The organism is Xanthomonas arboricola, from assembly GCF_002940665.1.
Lineage (GTDB): Bacteria > Pseudomonadota > Gammaproteobacteria > Xanthomonadales > Xanthomonadaceae > Xanthomonas > Xanthomonas arboricola_B.
Map to the genome: position 1 here is coordinate 596,964 of NZ_MIGY01000002.1, position 16,834 is coordinate 613,797.

The window sequence follows — 16,834 nt, forward strand, 5'->3', positions numbered from 1 at the left end:
CATGCAGTGCCCGCGCGCAGCATCGCGTCGATGCTCGCGGTGACAGGGCTTGCCTGACAGGAAGAACGGTCGCCGCCACGTGTGTGGCGACGACCTAGCGCATCAGGGAATGATGCGCTGCGCGCGCAGACGCGTGAACAATTCCAGGAACGATGCGCGACTGTCGTAGAAATCCGCAAAGCCCAGTTCGCGGCTCTTGGTCATGTCGTTGACGCACTCGATCTCGCGGCCCAGGTCGGCATCGGTGTGCCACCAGGATGCCAATCGATTGACGTCGGTTTCCACCAGGCCATGCTGGCTGGCGATCTCGCTCCATCGTGCCGGCGCGGTCTCGCTCAGGCGTGCCTCCAGCGGCTGCGGCGTCTCGGGGCAGGGCGCAGCGTCGAGCCCGAAGAAGTCGGCAATCTGGCCCCACATCCAGCGCCAGCGGAACACATCGCCGTTGACGGTGTTGAAGGCCTGGTTGCGTGCGGCCGGGCTCAGGCCGGCCCAGGCCAGCTGCTTGCCGAGCAGGCCGGCATCGGTCAGGTCGGTGAGGCTGTTCCACTGCGCCTGCGAGCCGGGAAACACGAACGGCTGGCCGGTGTGCTTGCACAGCGACGCGTACACCGCCAGCGTCACGCCCATGTTCATCGCATTGCTGCCATTGGCCATGCCGATCATGGTGTGCGAGCGATGCACGCTCCAGCCGAAGCCGTGCTGCTCGGCGTGCGCGAACAACAGGTCTTCCAGCGTGTAGTAGAAGTTCTCGCCAGGCTGGCGCGGCTCGCTTTCGCGAAACGGCGTTTCCGCCTTGCCGCTACCGTAGTTCTCGAACGCGCCCAGGTAGTGCTTGGTGCCGGTAACCAGCGCCATATGCTGCAGCGGCGCATCGCTCAGCGCTTCGCACAGATGCCGCATCATCGCACCGTTGGCTTCGACGTTCTCGCGCTCGGTGTCGCGCCGTGTCCAGGTGCAGAAGAACACGTGGGTGATCGGCAGGCCACGCAGCGCGGTGCTGGTGCTTTCGGCATCCAGCAGATCGGCCGCAAGCGGGAGCACACCGTCCTGGGGCAGCGGGCGCCGCGCCAGGCCGTAGACGGTCCAGCCATCGGCCACCAGGACATTGGCGAGGTTGTAACCGGAAATGCCGGTCACGCCGACAATCAGTGCAGTGCCTTTACGCATGGGGAAACCCTTCGACAACAGTAACGAACATAGCCCAACAGGCATGAAATCGAGGCGAATGCATGCGGATGCAGTCGGTGCGCGGTCTGCACACGTCGTCATGCCCAGCGTACTGCACCTCTAGCAGCACCTTTCACCGGCTGGATGCACCACAGCAGGCGCAGCCTTATTCCTACCGGGAAATGCGCCGCTCGCTGCTGTGCCCAATGCCGGCGCTGGTCTAACTTGCGTCGGTGGATGGACCACGGCCAGGATGGCGACCGACAGCATGGATGCGTCAGCACAGGCACCGCCGACGCCGCAGTACGTATCGACGATGACCGTGGCAGCGGCATTGTTGCTGGGCATCATGGTGTGCGCGTGGTCGCCTGCGCTGCTGTCGCGTGCGGTCTATGCGGCATGCCTTGGTGCAGCGGCGTTGGGCATCGGCCTCGGCACATGGCTGCGTCCGCGGCGGATCATGCTGGTGTGGGCACTGGCCAGCGCTGTTTTCGGTTTCGGTCTGATGGGCTGGCAGGTCGCCGGCGTCTTGCAGGCACAACTGCGCCCGCAGGATGAAGCGCGAGAACTGACGGTGCGCGGCCAGATTGTCGAACTGCCGGTCGCCGAGCCACGACGCACGCGCTTTCAACTGCGCGTGGACGACGATCCCGCACAGCCTGCCGCAGTGCGCGGCAAGCTGCTGCAGCTGGCCTGGTATGACGACTTCGGTGCCGAGCGCATCGGGCCGCGTGCCGCGCTACGCGCGGGCGCCACCTGGCAGCTGCGGCTCAAGCTGCGCGCGCCGCGCGGCTTGCGCAATCCCGGCGGCTTCGATGCCGAGCGGCAGGCACTGGCGCAGCGCATTGCCGGCACCGGCTATGTGCGGGTGCCGGCCGCGGCGCGTCAGACCGCTGCGGCGCGCGGCGTGGATGCCTGGCGCGAAGGGATGTTGCAGCGCATGGCCGAGCGCGTGCCCGGGCCATCGGCGCCTTACCTGCGCGCGCTCGCGTTGGGCGACACGCGCGGGCTGGACGACGCAGCCTGGGCCACCCTGCGCGCGACCGGGCTCAGTCATCTGATTGCGATCTCGGGATTTCATGTGGGGCTGGTCGCTGCATTCGTCGCCGTGCTGGTCGCCGGACTCTGGCGATCCTGGCCCGCGCTTGGAACGCGGATCCCGCGTATCCACGCGGCGGCAGTCGCCGCCCTGCTCGGTGCGGCAGGGTATGCGGTGCTGGCGGGCTTGGCGCTGCCCACCGTGCGCACCGTGCTGATGATTGCCGTGGTCGCATTGGCGCGGGTGCTACGGCGCCGTGCAAGCACCGCGCAGATCCTCGCGCTGGCTTTGTTGGCAGTGCTGCTATGGGATCCGTTGAGCGTGCTGGTGGCGGGCTTCTGGCTCAGCTTTGCCGGGGTGGCCTGGCTGGTGTGGTGTCTGCCTTCGGACGATCGCGCGATCGTGCGGGGCTTCCTGTCCGCCCAGACCGTCGCCACCGTTGGCCTGCTACCGTTGACCGTCAGCCTGTTCGGGCAGGCATCGTTGGTTGGGCCATTGGCCAATCTGGTCGCCATTCCCTGGTGGACGTTCGTGGTGGTGCCGCTCGCCTTGCTGGGTACCGGTCTGGAAGCAGTGCAGCCGGGAGCAGGCGTGTGGGCATGGCGATTGGCGGGATGGTGCTTCGAGCTGACCTGGCCGGGTCTGGTCTGGCTCGGGCAGACATCGGTGGCGCTGTGGTGGGTGCCCGAGTCCGATGCGATCGCGTTGATCGCGGCCTTGCTCGGCGCGTTCTGGTTGTTGCTGCCGCGCGGTACGCCCGGCAAATCCCTGGCGTTGCTGTTGTGGTTGCCGCTGCTGTGGCCGGACCGCGAACTGCCCGCGGCCGGAGAGGCCGACGTGCAGGTGCTGGATGTGGGGCAGGGCCTGGCGGTGCTGGTGCGCACGCAACGGCATACGCTGCTGTTCGATACCGGCCCGGCGGTGCGCGATGGCTTCGATGCCGGCGAGCGGGTGGTGCTGCCGGCCTTGCGCGCGCTCGGGGTGCGCCGCCTGGATGCCATCGTGCTCAGTCATGCCGACGCCGATCATGCCGGCGGCTATGCAGCGGTGCGTGCCGGGTTGCCCGTTGCGATGACGGCGGCGGCGCCGCAGGCGCCGCTGGACGTCAGCACCCGCTGCCGTGGCGGCCAACAGTGGGCATGGGACGGTGTGCACTTTCGCTTCTTGCATCCCAGCGCTGGCTTTCCGTATCTGCGCAATCAATCCAGTTGCGTGCTGCGGATCCAGACGCGATATGGAAGCGCATTGTTGCCGGGCGATATCGATGAGCTCGTCGAGCGCCGCCTGCTGCGGCAACATGCCCCGGAGTTGCGCGCCGATCTGGTGGTAGTCCCGCACCATGGCAGCGCCGACGGCTCGCATGCCGGCTTCATCGTCGCTACCGGCGCGCGGCTGGCGCTGGTGTCCTCCGGCCACGGCAACCGCTTCGGCCACCCGCGTGCCGAGGTGGTGCAGCGCTGGCAGGGCAGTGGCGCCGAGGTGCTGAACACGGCCCAGGCCGGGGCGATCCGGGTCTGGCTGGGCGCCGACGGCCTGCAGGTACGCGAGCGGCGACGCTGGCAGCCACGGCTATGGGATGCTGCAGAACGGCGGCGGTCGGCTGCTATCCTATCGACCAGCGAATAGGCGGCCGCGTTGCCGGAGGAATCGAATCGTGTTGGAGCTGGTCAAGGCAGGCGGTTGGCCGATGGTGCCGTTGCTGTTGCTGGGCGTGATCGCCCTGGCGATCGTGCTGGAGCGTCTGTGGAGCCTGCGCCGCAACGAAGTGACCCCGCCAGGTCTGGGCGAAGAGGTCCGTAACTGGGCCGCGCGCGGCAAACTGGATCCCAGCCATATCGAGTCGCTGCGGCACAATTCGCCGCTGGGCGCCTTGCTGGCCGCTGCGCTTGACGTACGTGGTCGTCCGCGTGAGTTGATTCGCGAACGCATTGAGGACACCGGCCGGCATGTGGTGCACCGCATGGAGCGCTATCTGAATGCCTTGGGCACCATCGCCTCGGCCGGGCCGCTGCTGGGACTGCTGGGCACGGTGGTCGGCATGATCCAGATGTTCCTGGGCATCCTCGATCACGGCGTGGGCGATGTGAACCAGCTGGCGGGCGGCATCGGCAAGGCGCTGGTGTGCACGGCCACCGGCATGATCATCGCGGTGCCGGCATTGATGGCGCACCGCTTGTTCAAGGGCCGCATCGCCGGCTACATCATCGAGATGGAGCAGGAAGCCACCTTGTTGCTGGACACGATGGACGGCCGCATTGTGCCGGCCGCCGCGACGCCGGTCGCGGCAGCTGGCAAACCTGTCATGGCAAAGGGCTGACGGATGCGCATCGGCAGTGACCGAGGCCAGGACGAGCCGCAGATCGATCTGGTGCCATTGATTGACGTGATCCTTGTCCTCATCATCTTTTTCGTGGTGACCACGACCTTCGACGCACGCTCCACGCTGCAGCTGCAGCTGCCGACCGCCAGCGACCAACACAGCAGCGCGCCGCCACGTTCGTTGAGCGTGCTGGTCAATGCCGATGGGCGTTACTTCATCAACGACCAGGAAGTGCTGCGTTCGGACGTGGACGCGCTCAAGCAGACCATCGCCCAGCTCGCTGGCGACGACCGCGAGCAGACAGTGTTGCTGCGCGCCGATGCGCGTACGCCGTATCAAGCGGTAGTGACCGCGCAGGATGCATTGGGGCAACTCGGCTTCCGCCGGATCGCGATCGCCACAGCGCCTCAAGCCGGGGCGACACCTACGACCGGCCAGACACGCACTAACGGAACCCGCCAGTGACCACCTTCAACGACCGCCCGGCGCCAGTTTCGTCCTGGCGCACGTACCGTCGCCTGCTGGCCTTCGCCAAGCCGTATCGCCTGTTGCTGGTCGCCGCGCTGATTGCCGCGCTGATCGAAGCGGCGGGCACGACCGGCTTCCTGGCGTTGATGAAGCCGATCACCGACGAAACCTTCATCTACAAGAATGCCGAAGTCAGTCGCTGGCTGCCGGTGCAGATCATCCTGTTGTTCGTGGTGCGCGGGGTCGCCGGCTACATCACCGATATGGCGATGGGCAAATCCGCACGCAGCATCGCGCGCGACCTGCGCGTCAAAGTGATGTCCAAGTATCTGCGCCTGCCGGGATCGCGCTTCGATTCCGAGCCGGTGCCGTCGATGCTGATCCGCCTGGGCTCGGACTCGGACCAGGTGGCGCAGGCGGCGGTGGATGCGGTCAAGGTGATGATCCAGCAGTCGCTGCAGGTGATCGGCGCGCTGGCGCTGATGCTGTGGCATAGCTGGCAGGTCACGCTGACCATCCTGGTGCTGGCGCCGGTGCTGGCCTGGGTGATGGACAAGGTGGCACGGCGCTACCGGCGCATCAGCCACAGCATCCAGGAAAGCGGCGCGCATCTGCTGCAGGCGGCCGACCAGACCTTGTCCAGTCATCAGGAGGTCAAGATCTACGGCGCCCAGCAGACCGAAATGGAGCGCTACGGCGCACTGGCCGATCGCAATCTGCGTCTGGCGATGAAGGTCGAATCCACGCGTGGCATCTCCACCGCCACGGTGCAGATGATCGGCGCGATCGGTCTGTCGGCGCTGCTGTTCGTGGCCGGTGCCCAGGCGCTGGCCGGGCGGCTGACCGCCGGCGACTTCGTGGTGCTGATGACCTCGATGCTGACCATCATTCCGGGCCTCAAGCAGCTCACCAATGTGCAGAACATGGTGCAGCGCGGCCTAGCCTCGGCCGAGCGCCTGTTCTCGGTGCTGGACAGCCCCGACGAGCCCGATCTGGGCGCGGTGCCGCTGACGCGCGCCAAGGGCCTGATCGAATTCCGCGATGTCACTGCGCGTTATCCGGGCCAGGTGAATTCGGCCCTGGCCGAGGTCAGTTTCGTGGCGCAACCGGGCACGGTGACCGCCATCGTCGGGCGCTCCGGCAGCGGCAAGTCCAGCCTGATCAAGTTGATTCCGCGCTTCTACGAAGCGGAAGCCGGGCAGATCCTGCTCGACGGACATCCGGTGCAGGCGTACGCGCTGGCCGATCTGCGTCGGCAGATCGCGCTGGTCGGCCAGCAGGTGATGCTGTTCGACGGCAGCATCGCCGACAACGTCGCCTACGGCGAAATGCGCACTGCCAACGCCGGCCAGCTGGAACGCGCCATCCTGGGCGCCAACGCGATGGAGTTCGTTGCGCAATTGCCCGACGGCCTGCAGTCGCATGTGGGCACCAAGGGCGGGCGCCTGTCCGGTGGCCAGCGCCAGCGTCTGGCGATCGCGCGCGCGATGCTCAAGGACGCGCCGATTCTGATCCTGGACGAAGCCACCGCAGCGTTGGACAACGAATCCGAACGCCTGGTGCAGGACGCCTTGCACAAATTGATGCCGGACCGTACCACGCTGGTGATCGCGCACCGCCTGTCCACCATCGAGCATGCCGACCAGGTGCTGGTGATGGATCAGGGCCGTATCGTCGAGCGCGGCACGCATCACCAATTGCTGGAGCAGGGCGGCTTGTACTCGCACCTGCACGGCATGCAGTTTCGCGAACGTCAGGCATGAGCAAGCGCGGCACCCGCACGCCGGGTTACTGGTACGACAATGCACCGATCCCGCTGTCGGCGCGCCTGCTGGCGCCGGTCTACGGCGCTGCCATCGCGCTGCGACGAGCCCTGTATCGCCGCGGCTGGCGCAAGCGTCACGGCGTGCCGGTGCCGGTGATCGTGGTGGGCAATGTCACTGCCGGCGGCACCGGCAAGACGCCGTTGACGATTGCCCTGGTCGCCAAGTTGCAGGAGGCCGGTTGGACGCCCGGCGTCGCCAGTCGCGGGTATGGCCGTGACGAATCAGGCACGGCGCGCTGGGTCGAGGCGGACACGCCGGTCGCGCTCGGCGGCGACGAGCCGGTCCTGATCGCCTGGAAGACCGGCGCACGCGTGCGCGTGGACAGCGATCGCCTGGCCGCGGCGCGCGCCCTGGTCGAAGCGGGCTGCGACATCGTCATTTGCGACGACGGGCTGCAGCACTACCGGCTGGCCCGCGATGTCGAGATCGAAGTCGTCGATGGCCAGCGCCGCTACGGCAACGGGCGCCTGTTGCCTGCCGGGCCGCTGCGTGAACCAGCGGCGCGTGCACGCGACTGCGATTTCCGCGTGGTCAATCTGGGCCAGGCCAGCGCAGCAGCGACGCCATCCGGGCCCGATGACGCCGGATTCGGTGAATGGCAGATGCGCCTGAGCATCGACAGCGTGCAACCGATGGATGGTAAGCGCGCTCAACCATTGAGCAGGCTGGCCGGTCAACGCGTGCATGCGGTGGCCGGGATCGCGCACCCGGAACGCTTCTTCGCGATGCTGCGCGCGCGCGGCATCGGCGTGGTGCCGCATGCGTTCCCCGATCACCACGTCTATCGCGCGGCGGATTTCAGTTTCGGCAGCCGCCTGCCGGTGCTGATGACGGAAAAAGACGCGGTGAAGTGCCGGCCGTTCGCCGACGAGTGGCTGTACAGCGTGCCGCTCAAGGCAGAGTTGCCGGCGGCGTTCTGGGTGAGCCTGCTGGATCGACTGGACAAGTTGGCAAGCCGGCAGGGCGTTTGAACGCTGCGCCGGTAGTGGTGATCTGCGGCCTGGTTGCAGGGTCCTTGCCCACCCACCGTCGCGGGACCTTTCGCTCAATCACACAACGACATCATGCGATTCGGTTATCTCGTTTCTTCAACTCTTCCTGCTTTCCAGAGCGCGCACGTATGACCACCTCAACGCCTGCAGATTTCGTCGTCGCCATTCCCGCGCGATACGCCTCAACGCGCTTGCCGGGCAAGCCGCTGCAACTGATCGGCGATCGCCCGATGATTCAGCATGTCGCTGAGCGGGCGCTGCTGGCCGGTGCGCGCGAGGTCTGGGTGGCCACCGACGATGCGCGCATTGCCGAGGTGATCGGAGGCGTGTCCGGCGTGCACGTGGCGACGACCAGCGACGAACACATATCGGGGACCGATCGGCTTGCCGAATGCGCACGGATCGCCGGCTGGGAGGCCGACACCTGCGTGGTGAACCTGCAGGGCGACGAGCCGTTCGCGCCCGCAGCCGGTATCCGTGCGGTGGCCGAACTGCTGCTGCACTCCGGCGCCGAAATGGCCACGCTGGCCGCGCAGGTCGACAGCGCGCACGAGCTGTTCGATCCGAATGTGGTCAAGCTGGTGCGTAGCGCAGGTGGCGACGCCTTGTATTTCAGCCGCGCGCCGATTCCCTGGCATCGCGACAGCTTTGCCAGTCAGCGCGACAGCTTGCCCGGTGATGGGCAATGGTTGCGCCATATCGGAATCTACGCCTACCGCGCAGGGTTTTTGCAGCGCTTTGCCGCAATGCCGTCCGGCATGCTGGAGCGTATCGAGTCGCTGGAACAATTGCGCGTGATGGAGGCCGGCTACCGCATCGCAGTGGCGTTGACGCCCGAACACTTCCCGCCGGGCATCGATACGCCGGACGATCTGGCGCGCGCGCAAACGCGCGCGGCAGCGGCATGAGGGTACTGATCGTGTGCCTGGGCAATATTTGCCGCTCGCCGATGGGCGAGGGCGCCTTGCGTGCGCGGCTGGACGCGGCACGGTTGTCGCGCCGGATCGAGGTCGATTCGGCCGGCACCGGCGACTGGCATGCCGGCGATCCACCCGATCCGCGCGCAATTGGCTGTGCAAACGGCCATGGCGTTGACATCTCCGGATTGCGCGCTCGCCAGGTGCGTGCCGCAGACGTCGAACACTTCGACTGGCTGCTATGCGCCGATGCCAGCAATCTGCGCGATCTGCAACGCCTCGCCCCGGCGCCGCTGCGCGACCGGATCGCGCTGTGGCTGCCCTGGGCGGGGGTGGAAGAGCGCGACGACATCCCCGACCCTTATAGCGGGGGCATGGACGATTTCGAGAGGGCCTGGCAGCTGGTCGATACCGCTGCGCGCCAGACCGTGGCCAGACTCACCCGCGGCTAATCGGGCTTGGGCATAATTACGCCATGACTGCCCAGCTCACCCAGGAATTGCCGGAATTTCCTACCTGGCTCAATGCCAGGCCTTCCACCCTGCAGGAGCATCGCGGGCGGGCGCTGGTGCTGGCATTCGTCAACGCCAGCTCGGTGTGGTGCGCCGAGCGCCTGGCCGAGCTGGCGCATTGGCAGGCACGCAGCCCCGGCCGGCTGCAGGTGATCGTGGTGCAGGTGCCGCGCTTTGACAGCGAACGCGAGCCGCAACGTGCGCTCAAGCAGCTCCGCGGTCATGGTGTCAGTGCGCCCATTTTGCTCGACAGGGATTGGGAGAGCTGGCGTCGTTTCGGCGTCGAATCCTGGCCCACGCTGGTGCTGCTCGATGCCTATGGCCGTGAACGTCAGCGTCTGGTCGGGGTGACCGGCGATCTCGACAAGGCGCTGGTCGCACTGTGCGAAGGCCAGCAGCCGCCATCGGATGCCGATCTCCAGGCGGTGGTCGAGCGCGATCCCGAGCCGCGCCTGGAACTACGGTTTCCAACCGGTCTTGCCGCCACCGAGGACCGTCTGTACATCGCCGACACCGGACATCACCGCGTGCTCGAATGCACGCATGGCGGCCGCGTGCTGCGCCAGTTCGGCCATGGCAACGCGGACTTCATCGATGGTGGCGTCGGTGAAGCGGCGTTCCGGCGCCCGCAAGGCCTGGCGCTGGAGCGCGACCAGCTGTATGTCGCCGACACTGGCAATCATGCCCTGCGCCGCATCAACCTGCGCAGCGGGCAGGTCGATACCTTGTGCGGCACCGGTCGTTCCGGCGAGCCGGTCGAGGGGGCGCTGGCATTCGCCGGCGCCTCGGCGTTGAACTACCCGCAAGGCCTGGCCGTTGCCGACAATCAGGTGTTGATCGCCATGGCAGGCGACAACCGCATCTGGAGCTATCACCTGGGCAGCGCCGCACTGAGCGCGCTCGCCGGTACCGGCGCGCTCGAGATTCGCGACGGCAGCGGGCATCTGGCCGCGTTCGCGCAGCCGGCCGGATTGGCAGCGGTGCAGCAGGTGGCCTACATCTGCGATGGCCTGGGCTCGTCGATCCGCACCATGCAATTGCGCGGCGATCTGGTACAGACCCTGGTCGGCGGCCAGGGCACCTGGCAGTTCGGCGACGAGGACGGCCCGCGCGGCACTGCGCGCCTGCAGTTTCCGCAAGCCATCGCGCTGGCTGCCGAGTCGCCGGTGCTGTGGATTGCCGACACCGGCAACGGCCGCCTGCGCTGCCTGCGTCTGGGCGGCGGCGAACTGACCACGGTCGCGCTGCCACGTCGCCTGCATGGCCCGGCCGGGCTGGCGGTCGCCGCCGGTGCGGTGTGGATTGCCGAGACCGATGCCCATGCCGTGCTGCGCTATGACCTGGCGAGCGGCGAACTGCGCGATGTTTCGATAGAAGCATGAACGCAAGGCTCCAATCCGATTTCGATGGAAAGGCGTTTGCTGCGCAATTGAGCACCGCGCCCGGCGTCTACCGCATGTACGCGGGCGACGACACCCTGCTGTATGTCGGCAAGGCCGGTGCGCTGCGCAAGCGCGTGGGCAGCTATTTCAACGGCACACCGAAGAATGCGCGTCTGACCTCGATGCTGTCGCAAGTCGCGCGGATGGACGTCACCGTGACCCGCAGCGAAGCCGAAGCGCTGCTGCTGGAAAACCAGCTGATCAAGTCGCTGTCGCCGCGCTACAACGTGTCGCTGCGCGACGACAAGAGTTATCCCTACGTGCTGCTGACGCGTGAGCAGTGGCCGCGCATCGCCTTGCACCGTGGCCCGCGCGCCGTGCAGGGGCGCTACTTCGGCCCGTACACCGGCGTTACCGGCGTGCGCGAAACGCTGAGCCTGATGCACAAGCTGTTCAAGCTGCGCAGTTGCGAAGACAGCGTGTTCCGCAACCGCTCGCGGCCGTGCCTGCAATACCAGATCGGCCGCTGCAGCGCGCCCTGCGTGGAGCTGGTCGCCGCGCCCGACTACGCCGAATCGGTACGCCGCGCCACCATGTTTCTGGAAGGCAAGAGCGACCAGCTCGGCGAAGAGATCATGCAGTCGATGCAGCAGGCCAGCGAGGCGCTGGAATTCGAGCGTGCCGCACGCCTGCGCGATCTGCTGTCCTCGCTGCGCAGCATGCAGAACCGCCAGTACGTGGACGGCCGCGCGGCGGATCTGGACGTGCTGGCCTGCGCCACGCAAGCCAGTCAGGCCTGTGTGCTGCTGCTGAGTTTCCGCGACGGCCGCAACCTGGGCACGCGCTCGTTCTTTCCCAAGACCAATGGCGAAGACAGCGCTGCCGAAATCCTGGCTGCGTTCGTGTCGCAGTACTACGCAGAACATTCGCCGCCGCGCGAGATCCTGCTCGATCGGGAAATTCCCGATGCCGAGCTGATTGAAGCCGCACTCGGCACCGCCGCCGAATACAAGGTGACGTTGAAGTGGAACGTGCGCGGCGAGCGTGCCGGCTATCTGCTGCTGGCGACACGCAATGCACAGCTGACCCTGGTCACCGAACTCACCAGCCAGAGCGCGCAGCACGCACGCAGCGAGGCATTGCGCGAGATGCTAGGGCTGGCAGAGCAGGTCAGGCGGGTGGAGTGCTTCGACATCAGCCACACCATGGGCGAGGCGACGGTGGCCTCGTGCGTGGTGTTCGATGCCAACGGGCCGGTGCGCGGCCAATACCGACGCTTCAATATTTCCGGGATCACGCCGGGAGACGACTACGCTGCGATGCGCCAGGCCATCGAACGACGTTTTCGACGCGCGGTGGAAGAAAACGGCGTGCTGCCGGATGTGCTGCTGATCGACGGCGGCGCCGGTCAGCTGGCCCAGGCAAAGGGCGCGCTAGCAGATCTGGGCATCGAGAATGTGCTGCTGGTCGGCGTGGCCAAGGGCGAGGAGCGCAGGGCAGGGCACGAGGCGCTGATCATGGCCGACGGCCGCGAACTGCGCCCGGGCGCGGCATCGCCGGCACTGCAGTTCATCCAGCAGGTGCGCGACGAAGCGCACCGCTTTGCGATCACCGGTCACCGCGGGCGCCGCCAGAAGGCGCGCATGACCAGCAAGCTGGAGGATATCCCCGGCATCGGTCCGCGCCGGCGCGCGAGCCTGCTCAAGCATTTCGGTGGCCTAGTCGGGCTCAAGGCCGCCGGCGAGGCCGAGATTGCGCGGGTGGAGGGCGTCAATGCCGCACTTGCCGCGCGAATCTACGCTAACCTGCACGGGCTGGCGCTTCCCGATGCGGCAGGCGAGTCGAGTCCGTAATGAAGTTGACCATCCCCACGTGGCTGACACTGCTGAGGATCGTGATGATCCCGGTGTTGGTCGTGGTGTTCTACCTGCCGTACACCTGGACCAATTTCGCCTCCGCCGGTGTGTTCGCGCTGGCCGCCATCACCGACTGGCTGGACGGCTGGGTCGCGCGGCGTTATCACCAGTATTCGGCCTTCGGCGCATTCCTGGACCCGGTGGCCGACAAGTTGATGGTTGCAGTGGCATTGTTCCTGATCGTGCAGGGACACCCCACGCCGTGGATGGCGTTCTGGGCGGCGGTCATCGTCGGCCGCGAAATCGCAGTGTCGGCGTTGCGGGAATGGATGGCCGAAATCGGCCAGCGTGCCAAGGTACGGGTGGCGGTGATCGGCAAGGTCAAGACCACCGCACAGATGGTCGCGCTGCTCTGCCTGCTGTATTCGGTGACGCCGGGGCAGATGCCCACACACCAAATCTGGTTCGGCAACCTGATCTTCCGCGCCGGTTACTGGACGCTGGCGATCGCCGCATTGCTGACGCTGTGGTCCGGATTCCAGTACCTGCAGGCCGCCTGGCCGAGCCTGCGCGCCGACGAAAAAGCCGCGATCACCAGCAAACCAAAAAAAGTCGAAAGCAATAGTTGACAGCGATGCTGTTCGCTGTAGAATTTCGCCTCCCAAGCGGGAATAGCTCAGTTGGTAGAGCGCAACCTTGCCAAGGTTGAGGTCGCGAGTTCGAGTCTCGTTTCCCGCTCCAGATGTAGACAAGGCCCCTTGCCGGAGGTCTCGTTGTTTCAAGGCAGGATGCCTTGGGTTTGATGTTTCGGCCTGGTGGTAGAGTGGTTATGCAGCGGACTGCAAATCCGCGTACGCCGGTTCAATTCCGGCCCAGGCCTCCACATTGCATGCGTTGTTTCATGCGCCGGCAACGGCGACAGGACTGGCGCAACGAAGTAACAAGCTGTACAATTTTGCTCCACGCGGGAATAGCTCAGTTGGTAGAGCGCAACCTTGCCAAGGTTGAGGTCGCGAGTTCGAGTCTCGTTTCCCGCTCCAAATTCAAGCCTCGTATATCTAGCGATATACGAGGTTTTTTTATGGGTCGATGCTGCTGTCTGACGTTGCTCTTGAAGGCAAGTGCTTGTTTTCTTCCCGCTGACGCTGGACCGCGTACCTGGCCCGATTGTTCAGTGCACTGAATGCGCCGTTTCTGCCGCAGGCAAGATCGCATCGTTGCGCGGGGCAATGTGTGGGTACTGCGATCAATGCTGTTAGGAGACATTGCAAAAGCCGAGCTGCCTGCATTCGCTATGCGAGGAGGGGCGTGCCGCTCCATCTTGGTTAGACCAGGTCTTGGTGTCACCGTCGACATCACCCTTAGCGTTGATGCCTGATCCGCCCGCGGCCCTCCACCTCAGCCTTTGATGCATTGACGGTTGCGGTGATGTACGAAGCGGAGGATTTGCCTGAGGACGCGCCACGCATTTGCAATACACGAGGCAGAAGCGGCATGGATCGCCATGCGAGATAGTTGCGACGGCGTAGCGCGCGAGACTTGTTGGCGCGTTGGTGGCGTTGCGCGACTTGCAGCGCCTTGAGAACGTGCCCGGGGCGGGAATCGAACCCGCATAGCCTTGCAGCTGAGGGATTTTAAGTCCCTTGCGTCTACCAGTTTCGCCACCCGGGCATTGCGATAGCGTGCCTGATTACGCACCGATTGTGAATCGCTGCGTCGCAGGCCTGCCGCACTGATGGCCGGATGGCTGCCTGCGCTATGCTCCCACCGCGCAGGCGCGCAGCAACCGGCTGCGCACGATTGAAGGAAGCCGCATGTCCCGCACCACGCTACTCGCTCCGCTGCAGGCCCGCATCGCCGTGATTGGGTTGGGCTATGTCGGCTTACCGCTGGCCGTTGCATTCGGCGAGCAACGCGATACGTTGGGCTTTGACATCGATGCGCAGCGGGTCGGGCAACTGTGCGACGGCCACGACGCCACGCTGGAGCTGGACGACACCGAGCTGGCTGCCGCCACCCGGTTGCGCTACACCGCGAACGCTGCGGACCTGGCTACATGCAGCATCTTCATCGTCACCGTGCCGACGCCGATCGACAGCTTCGAGCAGCCCGACCTGGAACCGCTGCGCGGTGCCACCACGCTGATCGCCGCTGCGCTCAAGCCCGGCGACCTGGTGATCTACGAATCCACCGTCTATCCGGGCACCACCGAAGAAGTCTGCGTGCCCTTGCTCGAAGCCGCATCGGGGCTGCGTTTCAACGACGACTTCTTCTGTGGCTACAGCCCCGAGCGTGTCAATCCGGGTGACCGCCAGCGGCGTTTGCGCGATATCCGCAAGATCACGTCAGGCTCCACCGCAGAAGCCGCCGATGCGGTCGACGCGTTGTACACCAGCATCATCACCGCCGGCACCTGGCGGGCGCCGTCGATGCGCGTGGCCGAGGCCGCCAAGGTGGTGGAAAACATCCAGCGCGACGTCAATATCGCGCTGGTCAACGAGCTGGCCTTGATCTTCGACAAGCTGGGCATCGACACGCTGGATGTGCTGGAGGCTGCAGGAACCAAGTGGAATTTCCTGCCGTTCCGTCCCGGCCTGGTCGGTGGTCACTGCATCGGGGTGGATCCGTATTACCTGATGCACAAGTCCGAAAGCGTGGGCTATCACCCGGACCTGATCCACACCGCGCGCCAGGTCAACAATCGCGTCGGCCGGCACGTGGCCGAGCGCGTCTGCGGCATGCTGGCCACGCGTGGTGTGGTGCTCGCGCAGGCCAGGGTGCTGGTGCTGGGCGCCACCTTCAAGGAGAACTGCCCGGACCTGCGCAACAGCCGAGCGCTGGAGCTGGTGCAGCTGCTGCAAGCCGCGGGCGTGCAGGTCGACACCTGCGACCCGTGGGCCGACCCTGCAGAAGCGCTGCATCATGCCGGCGTGCAGTTGTGCGAGGTTGCGGACGAAGGCGCGTATGACGCCGTTGTGCTGGCAGTCGCGCATGCGCAGTACCGCGACTACGACACCCGGCGCATCGCAGCTCTGGGCAAACCGGGTGCGGTGATTTACGACGTCAAATCGGTGTGGCCGCGCGAGGCGGTCAGCGATCGTCTGTAGCGCGGCCGTTCTGCTGCAACCACTGCACCGCGCCATGCGCGGCGCGTAATCCGCTGGCGAAGCAGGCGGTCAGCAGATAGCCGCCGGTCGGCGCTTCCCAGTCGAGCATCTCGCCGGCGCAGAACACGCCAGGCTGGGAGCGCGCCATCAGCTGCGCATCCAGCGCCTCCAGCTGCACGCCACCGGCCGAGCTGATCGCCTCGGCAAGCGGTCGCGCCCGCAACAGGCGTAACGGCAAGCGTTTGAGCGTACGCGCCAGCAGCGCGAGATCGCTGCCCGCCTGTTTGCCGAGATGTTCGTAGAGCAAGGCGGCCTTGACGCCGTCGATACCCACCTGCCGGCGCAGATGCTCGCTGAAACTGCGTCCCTTGCGCGGTTTTTCCAGTTCGGCGCTGACGCGTTCCAGCGAGCGTCCCGGAAGCAGGTCCAGGCCAAGCTCGGCGACGCCATCGGCATCGATCTGCGCGCGCAGATCCGCAGCCAGCGCATAGATCAGGCTGCCCTCGATGCCGGTGGACGTCGCAACGCACTCGCCCTGCAACTGCTGCGGTGTGCCGCTGCCATCCTGCCAGTGCGCGACCACGGGCTTGAGCGGCGCACCGGCATGCCGCTGCACAAAATGCGTGCTCCAGGCGATGTCGAAGCCGCAGTTGGCCGGCACCAGCGGCGCCACCGCAATGCCGCGTTCCTGCAGCACGCCTTGCCAGAGACCATCGGAGCCGAGCTGCGGCCAGCTGCCGCCACCGAGCGCCAGCACCACGGCATCTGCGGTGCGTTCGACATCACCGGTGGGCGAATGGAAACGCAGCGCACCGTCATCGCCCCAGCCAAGCCAGCGATGCTGCACATGAAACGCGACGCCTTGTTCCTTGAGTCGGCGCACCCAGCCGCGCAGCAGCGGCGCGGCCTTGCGATCCATCGGGAACACGCGCCCCGAGCTGCCGACATAGGTCTCCACGCCGAGATCGCGCGCCCAGGCGCGCAGCGCGTCCGCATCGAACTGCTGCAGCCACGATGCGACGGCCTCGCTGCGCTCGCGATAGCGCTGCGCAAACAACGGCATCGGATCGGAGTGGGTGAGGTTCAAGCCACCCTTGCCGGCGATCAGGAACTTGCGCCCCACCGAACCCTTGGCTTCGTACAGGTCGACCGCAAGGCCCGCCGCACATGCCGCCTCTGCCGCCATCAGCCCGGCCGGCCCACCACCGATGACGGCCAGCCGCCGCTTGCTCGCATCCGTCATTGCTC

The 16,834-nt window shown here is 66.2% G+C and carries 12 protein-coding genes, 4 tRNA genes and 1 pseudogene; 14 read left to right on the forward strand and 3 right to left on the reverse strand.

Translation table 11 applies throughout. From position 1 onward, the window contains the following. Positions 1-102 precede the first annotated feature (102 nt). The gene (locus XarjCFBP7645_RS09685; protein WP_104537319.1) at positions 103-1,167 is read right to left on the reverse strand and encodes an SDR family oxidoreductase; all 1,065 of its coding nucleotides are present in this window, start codon (positions 1,165-1,167) and stop codon (positions 103-105) included. Positions 1,168-1,420: 253 nt separating this feature from the next. Between XarjCFBP7645_RS09685 and XarjCFBP7645_RS09690 the strand changes: the two are divergent. The 13 genes and pseudogenes from XarjCFBP7645_RS09690 to XarjCFBP7645_RS09750 all read left to right on the forward strand — a co-directional run. Then, positions 1,421-3,967 (forward strand): annotated as a pseudogene (locus XarjCFBP7645_RS09690) (DNA internalization-related competence protein ComEC/Rec2); the annotation flags it as partial. Continuing rightward, on the forward strand, positions 3,861-4,523 hold the full coding sequence (locus XarjCFBP7645_RS09695) for a MotA/TolQ/ExbB proton channel family protein (protein WP_104537321.1): 663 nt from the start codon (positions 3,861-3,863) through the stop codon (positions 4,521-4,523). The pseudogene XarjCFBP7645_RS09690 and the gene XarjCFBP7645_RS09695, both read left to right, overlap by 107 nt. A gap of 3 nt (positions 4,524-4,526) precedes the next feature. Continuing rightward, complete coding sequence (locus XarjCFBP7645_RS09700; protein ID WP_104537322.1) at positions 4,527-4,991, forward strand: ExbD/TolR family protein; 465 nt, start codon at positions 4,527-4,529, stop codon at positions 4,989-4,991. Next, the gene (msbA, locus tag XarjCFBP7645_RS09705) at positions 4,988-6,757 is read left to right on the forward strand and encodes a lipid A export permease/ATP-binding protein MsbA (RefSeq protein ID WP_104537323.1); all 1,770 of its coding nucleotides are present in this window, start codon (positions 4,988-4,990) and stop codon (positions 6,755-6,757) included. The genes XarjCFBP7645_RS09700 and msbA overlap by 4 nt, the downstream gene beginning before the upstream one ends. Then, entirely contained in the window at positions 6,754-7,791 is a 1,038-nt protein-coding gene (lpxK, locus tag XarjCFBP7645_RS09710; protein ID WP_104537324.1) for a tetraacyldisaccharide 4'-kinase, read from the forward strand. Before msbA ends, lpxK begins: the two co-directional genes overlap by 4 nt. Positions 7,792-7,940: 149 nt before the next feature. Continuing rightward, complete coding sequence (gene kdsB / locus XarjCFBP7645_RS09715; protein WP_104537325.1) at positions 7,941-8,720, forward strand: 3-deoxy-manno-octulosonate cytidylyltransferase; 780 nt, start codon at positions 7,941-7,943, stop codon at positions 8,718-8,720. After that, positions 8,717-9,181: a low molecular weight protein-tyrosine-phosphatase gene (locus XarjCFBP7645_RS09720; protein ID WP_104537326.1), complete on the forward strand. Its 465-nt coding sequence runs from the start codon at positions 8,717-8,719 to the stop codon at positions 9,179-9,181. The genes kdsB and XarjCFBP7645_RS09720 overlap by 4 nt, the downstream gene beginning before the upstream one ends. A 23-nt stretch (positions 9,182-9,204) precedes the next feature. Then, a complete protein-coding gene (locus tag XarjCFBP7645_RS09725; protein ID WP_181126275.1) occupies positions 9,205-10,623 on the forward strand; it encodes a hypothetical protein in 1,419 nt (472 codons plus the stop codon). Beyond that, entirely contained in the window at positions 10,620-12,476 is a 1,857-nt protein-coding gene (gene uvrC / locus XarjCFBP7645_RS09730) for an excinuclease ABC subunit UvrC (protein WP_104537328.1), read from the forward strand. The genes XarjCFBP7645_RS09725 and uvrC overlap by 4 nt, the downstream gene beginning before the upstream one ends. Then, positions 12,476-13,108: a CDP-diacylglycerol--glycerol-3-phosphate 3-phosphatidyltransferase gene (gene pgsA, locus XarjCFBP7645_RS09735; RefSeq protein ID WP_104537329.1), complete on the forward strand. Its 633-nt coding sequence runs from the start codon at positions 12,476-12,478 to the stop codon at positions 13,106-13,108. The genes uvrC and pgsA overlap by 1 nt, the downstream gene beginning before the upstream one ends. Before the next feature lie 36 nt (positions 13,109-13,144). Further along, positions 13,145-13,220, forward strand: a tRNA-Gly gene (locus tag XarjCFBP7645_RS09740). A gap of 68 nt (positions 13,221-13,288) precedes the next feature. Further along, positions 13,289-13,362 (forward strand) — tRNA-Cys (locus tag XarjCFBP7645_RS09745). Between the two features lie 81 nt (positions 13,363-13,443). Then, positions 13,444-13,519, forward strand: a tRNA-Gly gene (locus tag XarjCFBP7645_RS09750). A gap of 547 nt (positions 13,520-14,066) precedes the next feature. Here the strand turns inward: XarjCFBP7645_RS09750 and XarjCFBP7645_RS09755 are convergent. Further along, positions 14,067-14,150, reverse strand: a tRNA-Leu gene (locus XarjCFBP7645_RS09755). A gap of 143 nt (positions 14,151-14,293) precedes the next feature. Here XarjCFBP7645_RS09755 and XarjCFBP7645_RS09760 point away from each other — a divergent pair. Beyond that, entirely contained in the window at positions 14,294-15,586 is a 1,293-nt protein-coding gene (locus XarjCFBP7645_RS09760) for a nucleotide sugar dehydrogenase (protein ID WP_104537330.1), read from the forward strand. On the opposite strand, the gene XarjCFBP7645_RS09765 is transcribed toward XarjCFBP7645_RS09760, so the two are convergent. Next, entirely contained in the window at positions 15,570-16,829 is a 1,260-nt protein-coding gene (locus XarjCFBP7645_RS09765; protein ID WP_104537331.1) for a TIGR03862 family flavoprotein, read from the reverse strand. The genes XarjCFBP7645_RS09760 and XarjCFBP7645_RS09765 overlap by 17 nt on opposite strands. Positions 16,830-16,834 lie beyond the last annotated feature (5 nt).

Excerpts from the sequence above, each read along its gene's own strand:
- XarjCFBP7645_RS09720 (WP_104537326.1), top strand. The coding sequence starts at position 8,717 with ATGAGGGTACTGATCGTGTGCCTGGGCAATATTTGCCGCTCGCCGATG.
- pgsA (WP_104537329.1), top strand. The coding sequence starts at position 12,476 with ATGAAGTTGACCATCCCCACGTGGCTGACACTGCTGAGGATCGTGATG.
- XarjCFBP7645_RS09725 (WP_181126275.1), top strand. The coding sequence starts at position 9,205 with ATGACTGCCCAGCTCACCCAGGAATTGCCGGAATTTCCTACCTGGCTC.
- XarjCFBP7645_RS09700 (WP_104537322.1), top strand. The coding sequence starts at position 4,527 with ATGCGCATCGGCAGTGACCGAGGCCAGGACGAGCCGCAGATCGATCTG.
- XarjCFBP7645_RS09765 (WP_104537331.1), bottom strand. The coding sequence starts at position 16,829 with ATGACGGATGCGAGCAAGCGGCGGCTGGCCGTCATCGGTGGTGGGCCG.
- XarjCFBP7645_RS09760 (WP_104537330.1), top strand. The coding sequence starts at position 14,294 with ATGTCCCGCACCACGCTACTCGCTCCGCTGCAGGCCCGCATCGCCGTG.
- XarjCFBP7645_RS09685 (WP_104537319.1), bottom strand. The coding sequence starts at position 1,167 with ATGCGTAAAGGCACTGCACTGATTGTCGGCGTGACCGGCATTTCCGGT.
- lpxK (WP_104537324.1), top strand. The coding sequence starts at position 6,754 with ATGAGCAAGCGCGGCACCCGCACGCCGGGTTACTGGTACGACAATGCA.
- uvrC (WP_104537328.1), top strand. The coding sequence starts at position 10,620 with ATGAACGCAAGGCTCCAATCCGATTTCGATGGAAAGGCGTTTGCTGCG.
- kdsB (WP_104537325.1), top strand. The coding sequence starts at position 7,941 with ATGACCACCTCAACGCCTGCAGATTTCGTCGTCGCCATTCCCGCGCGA.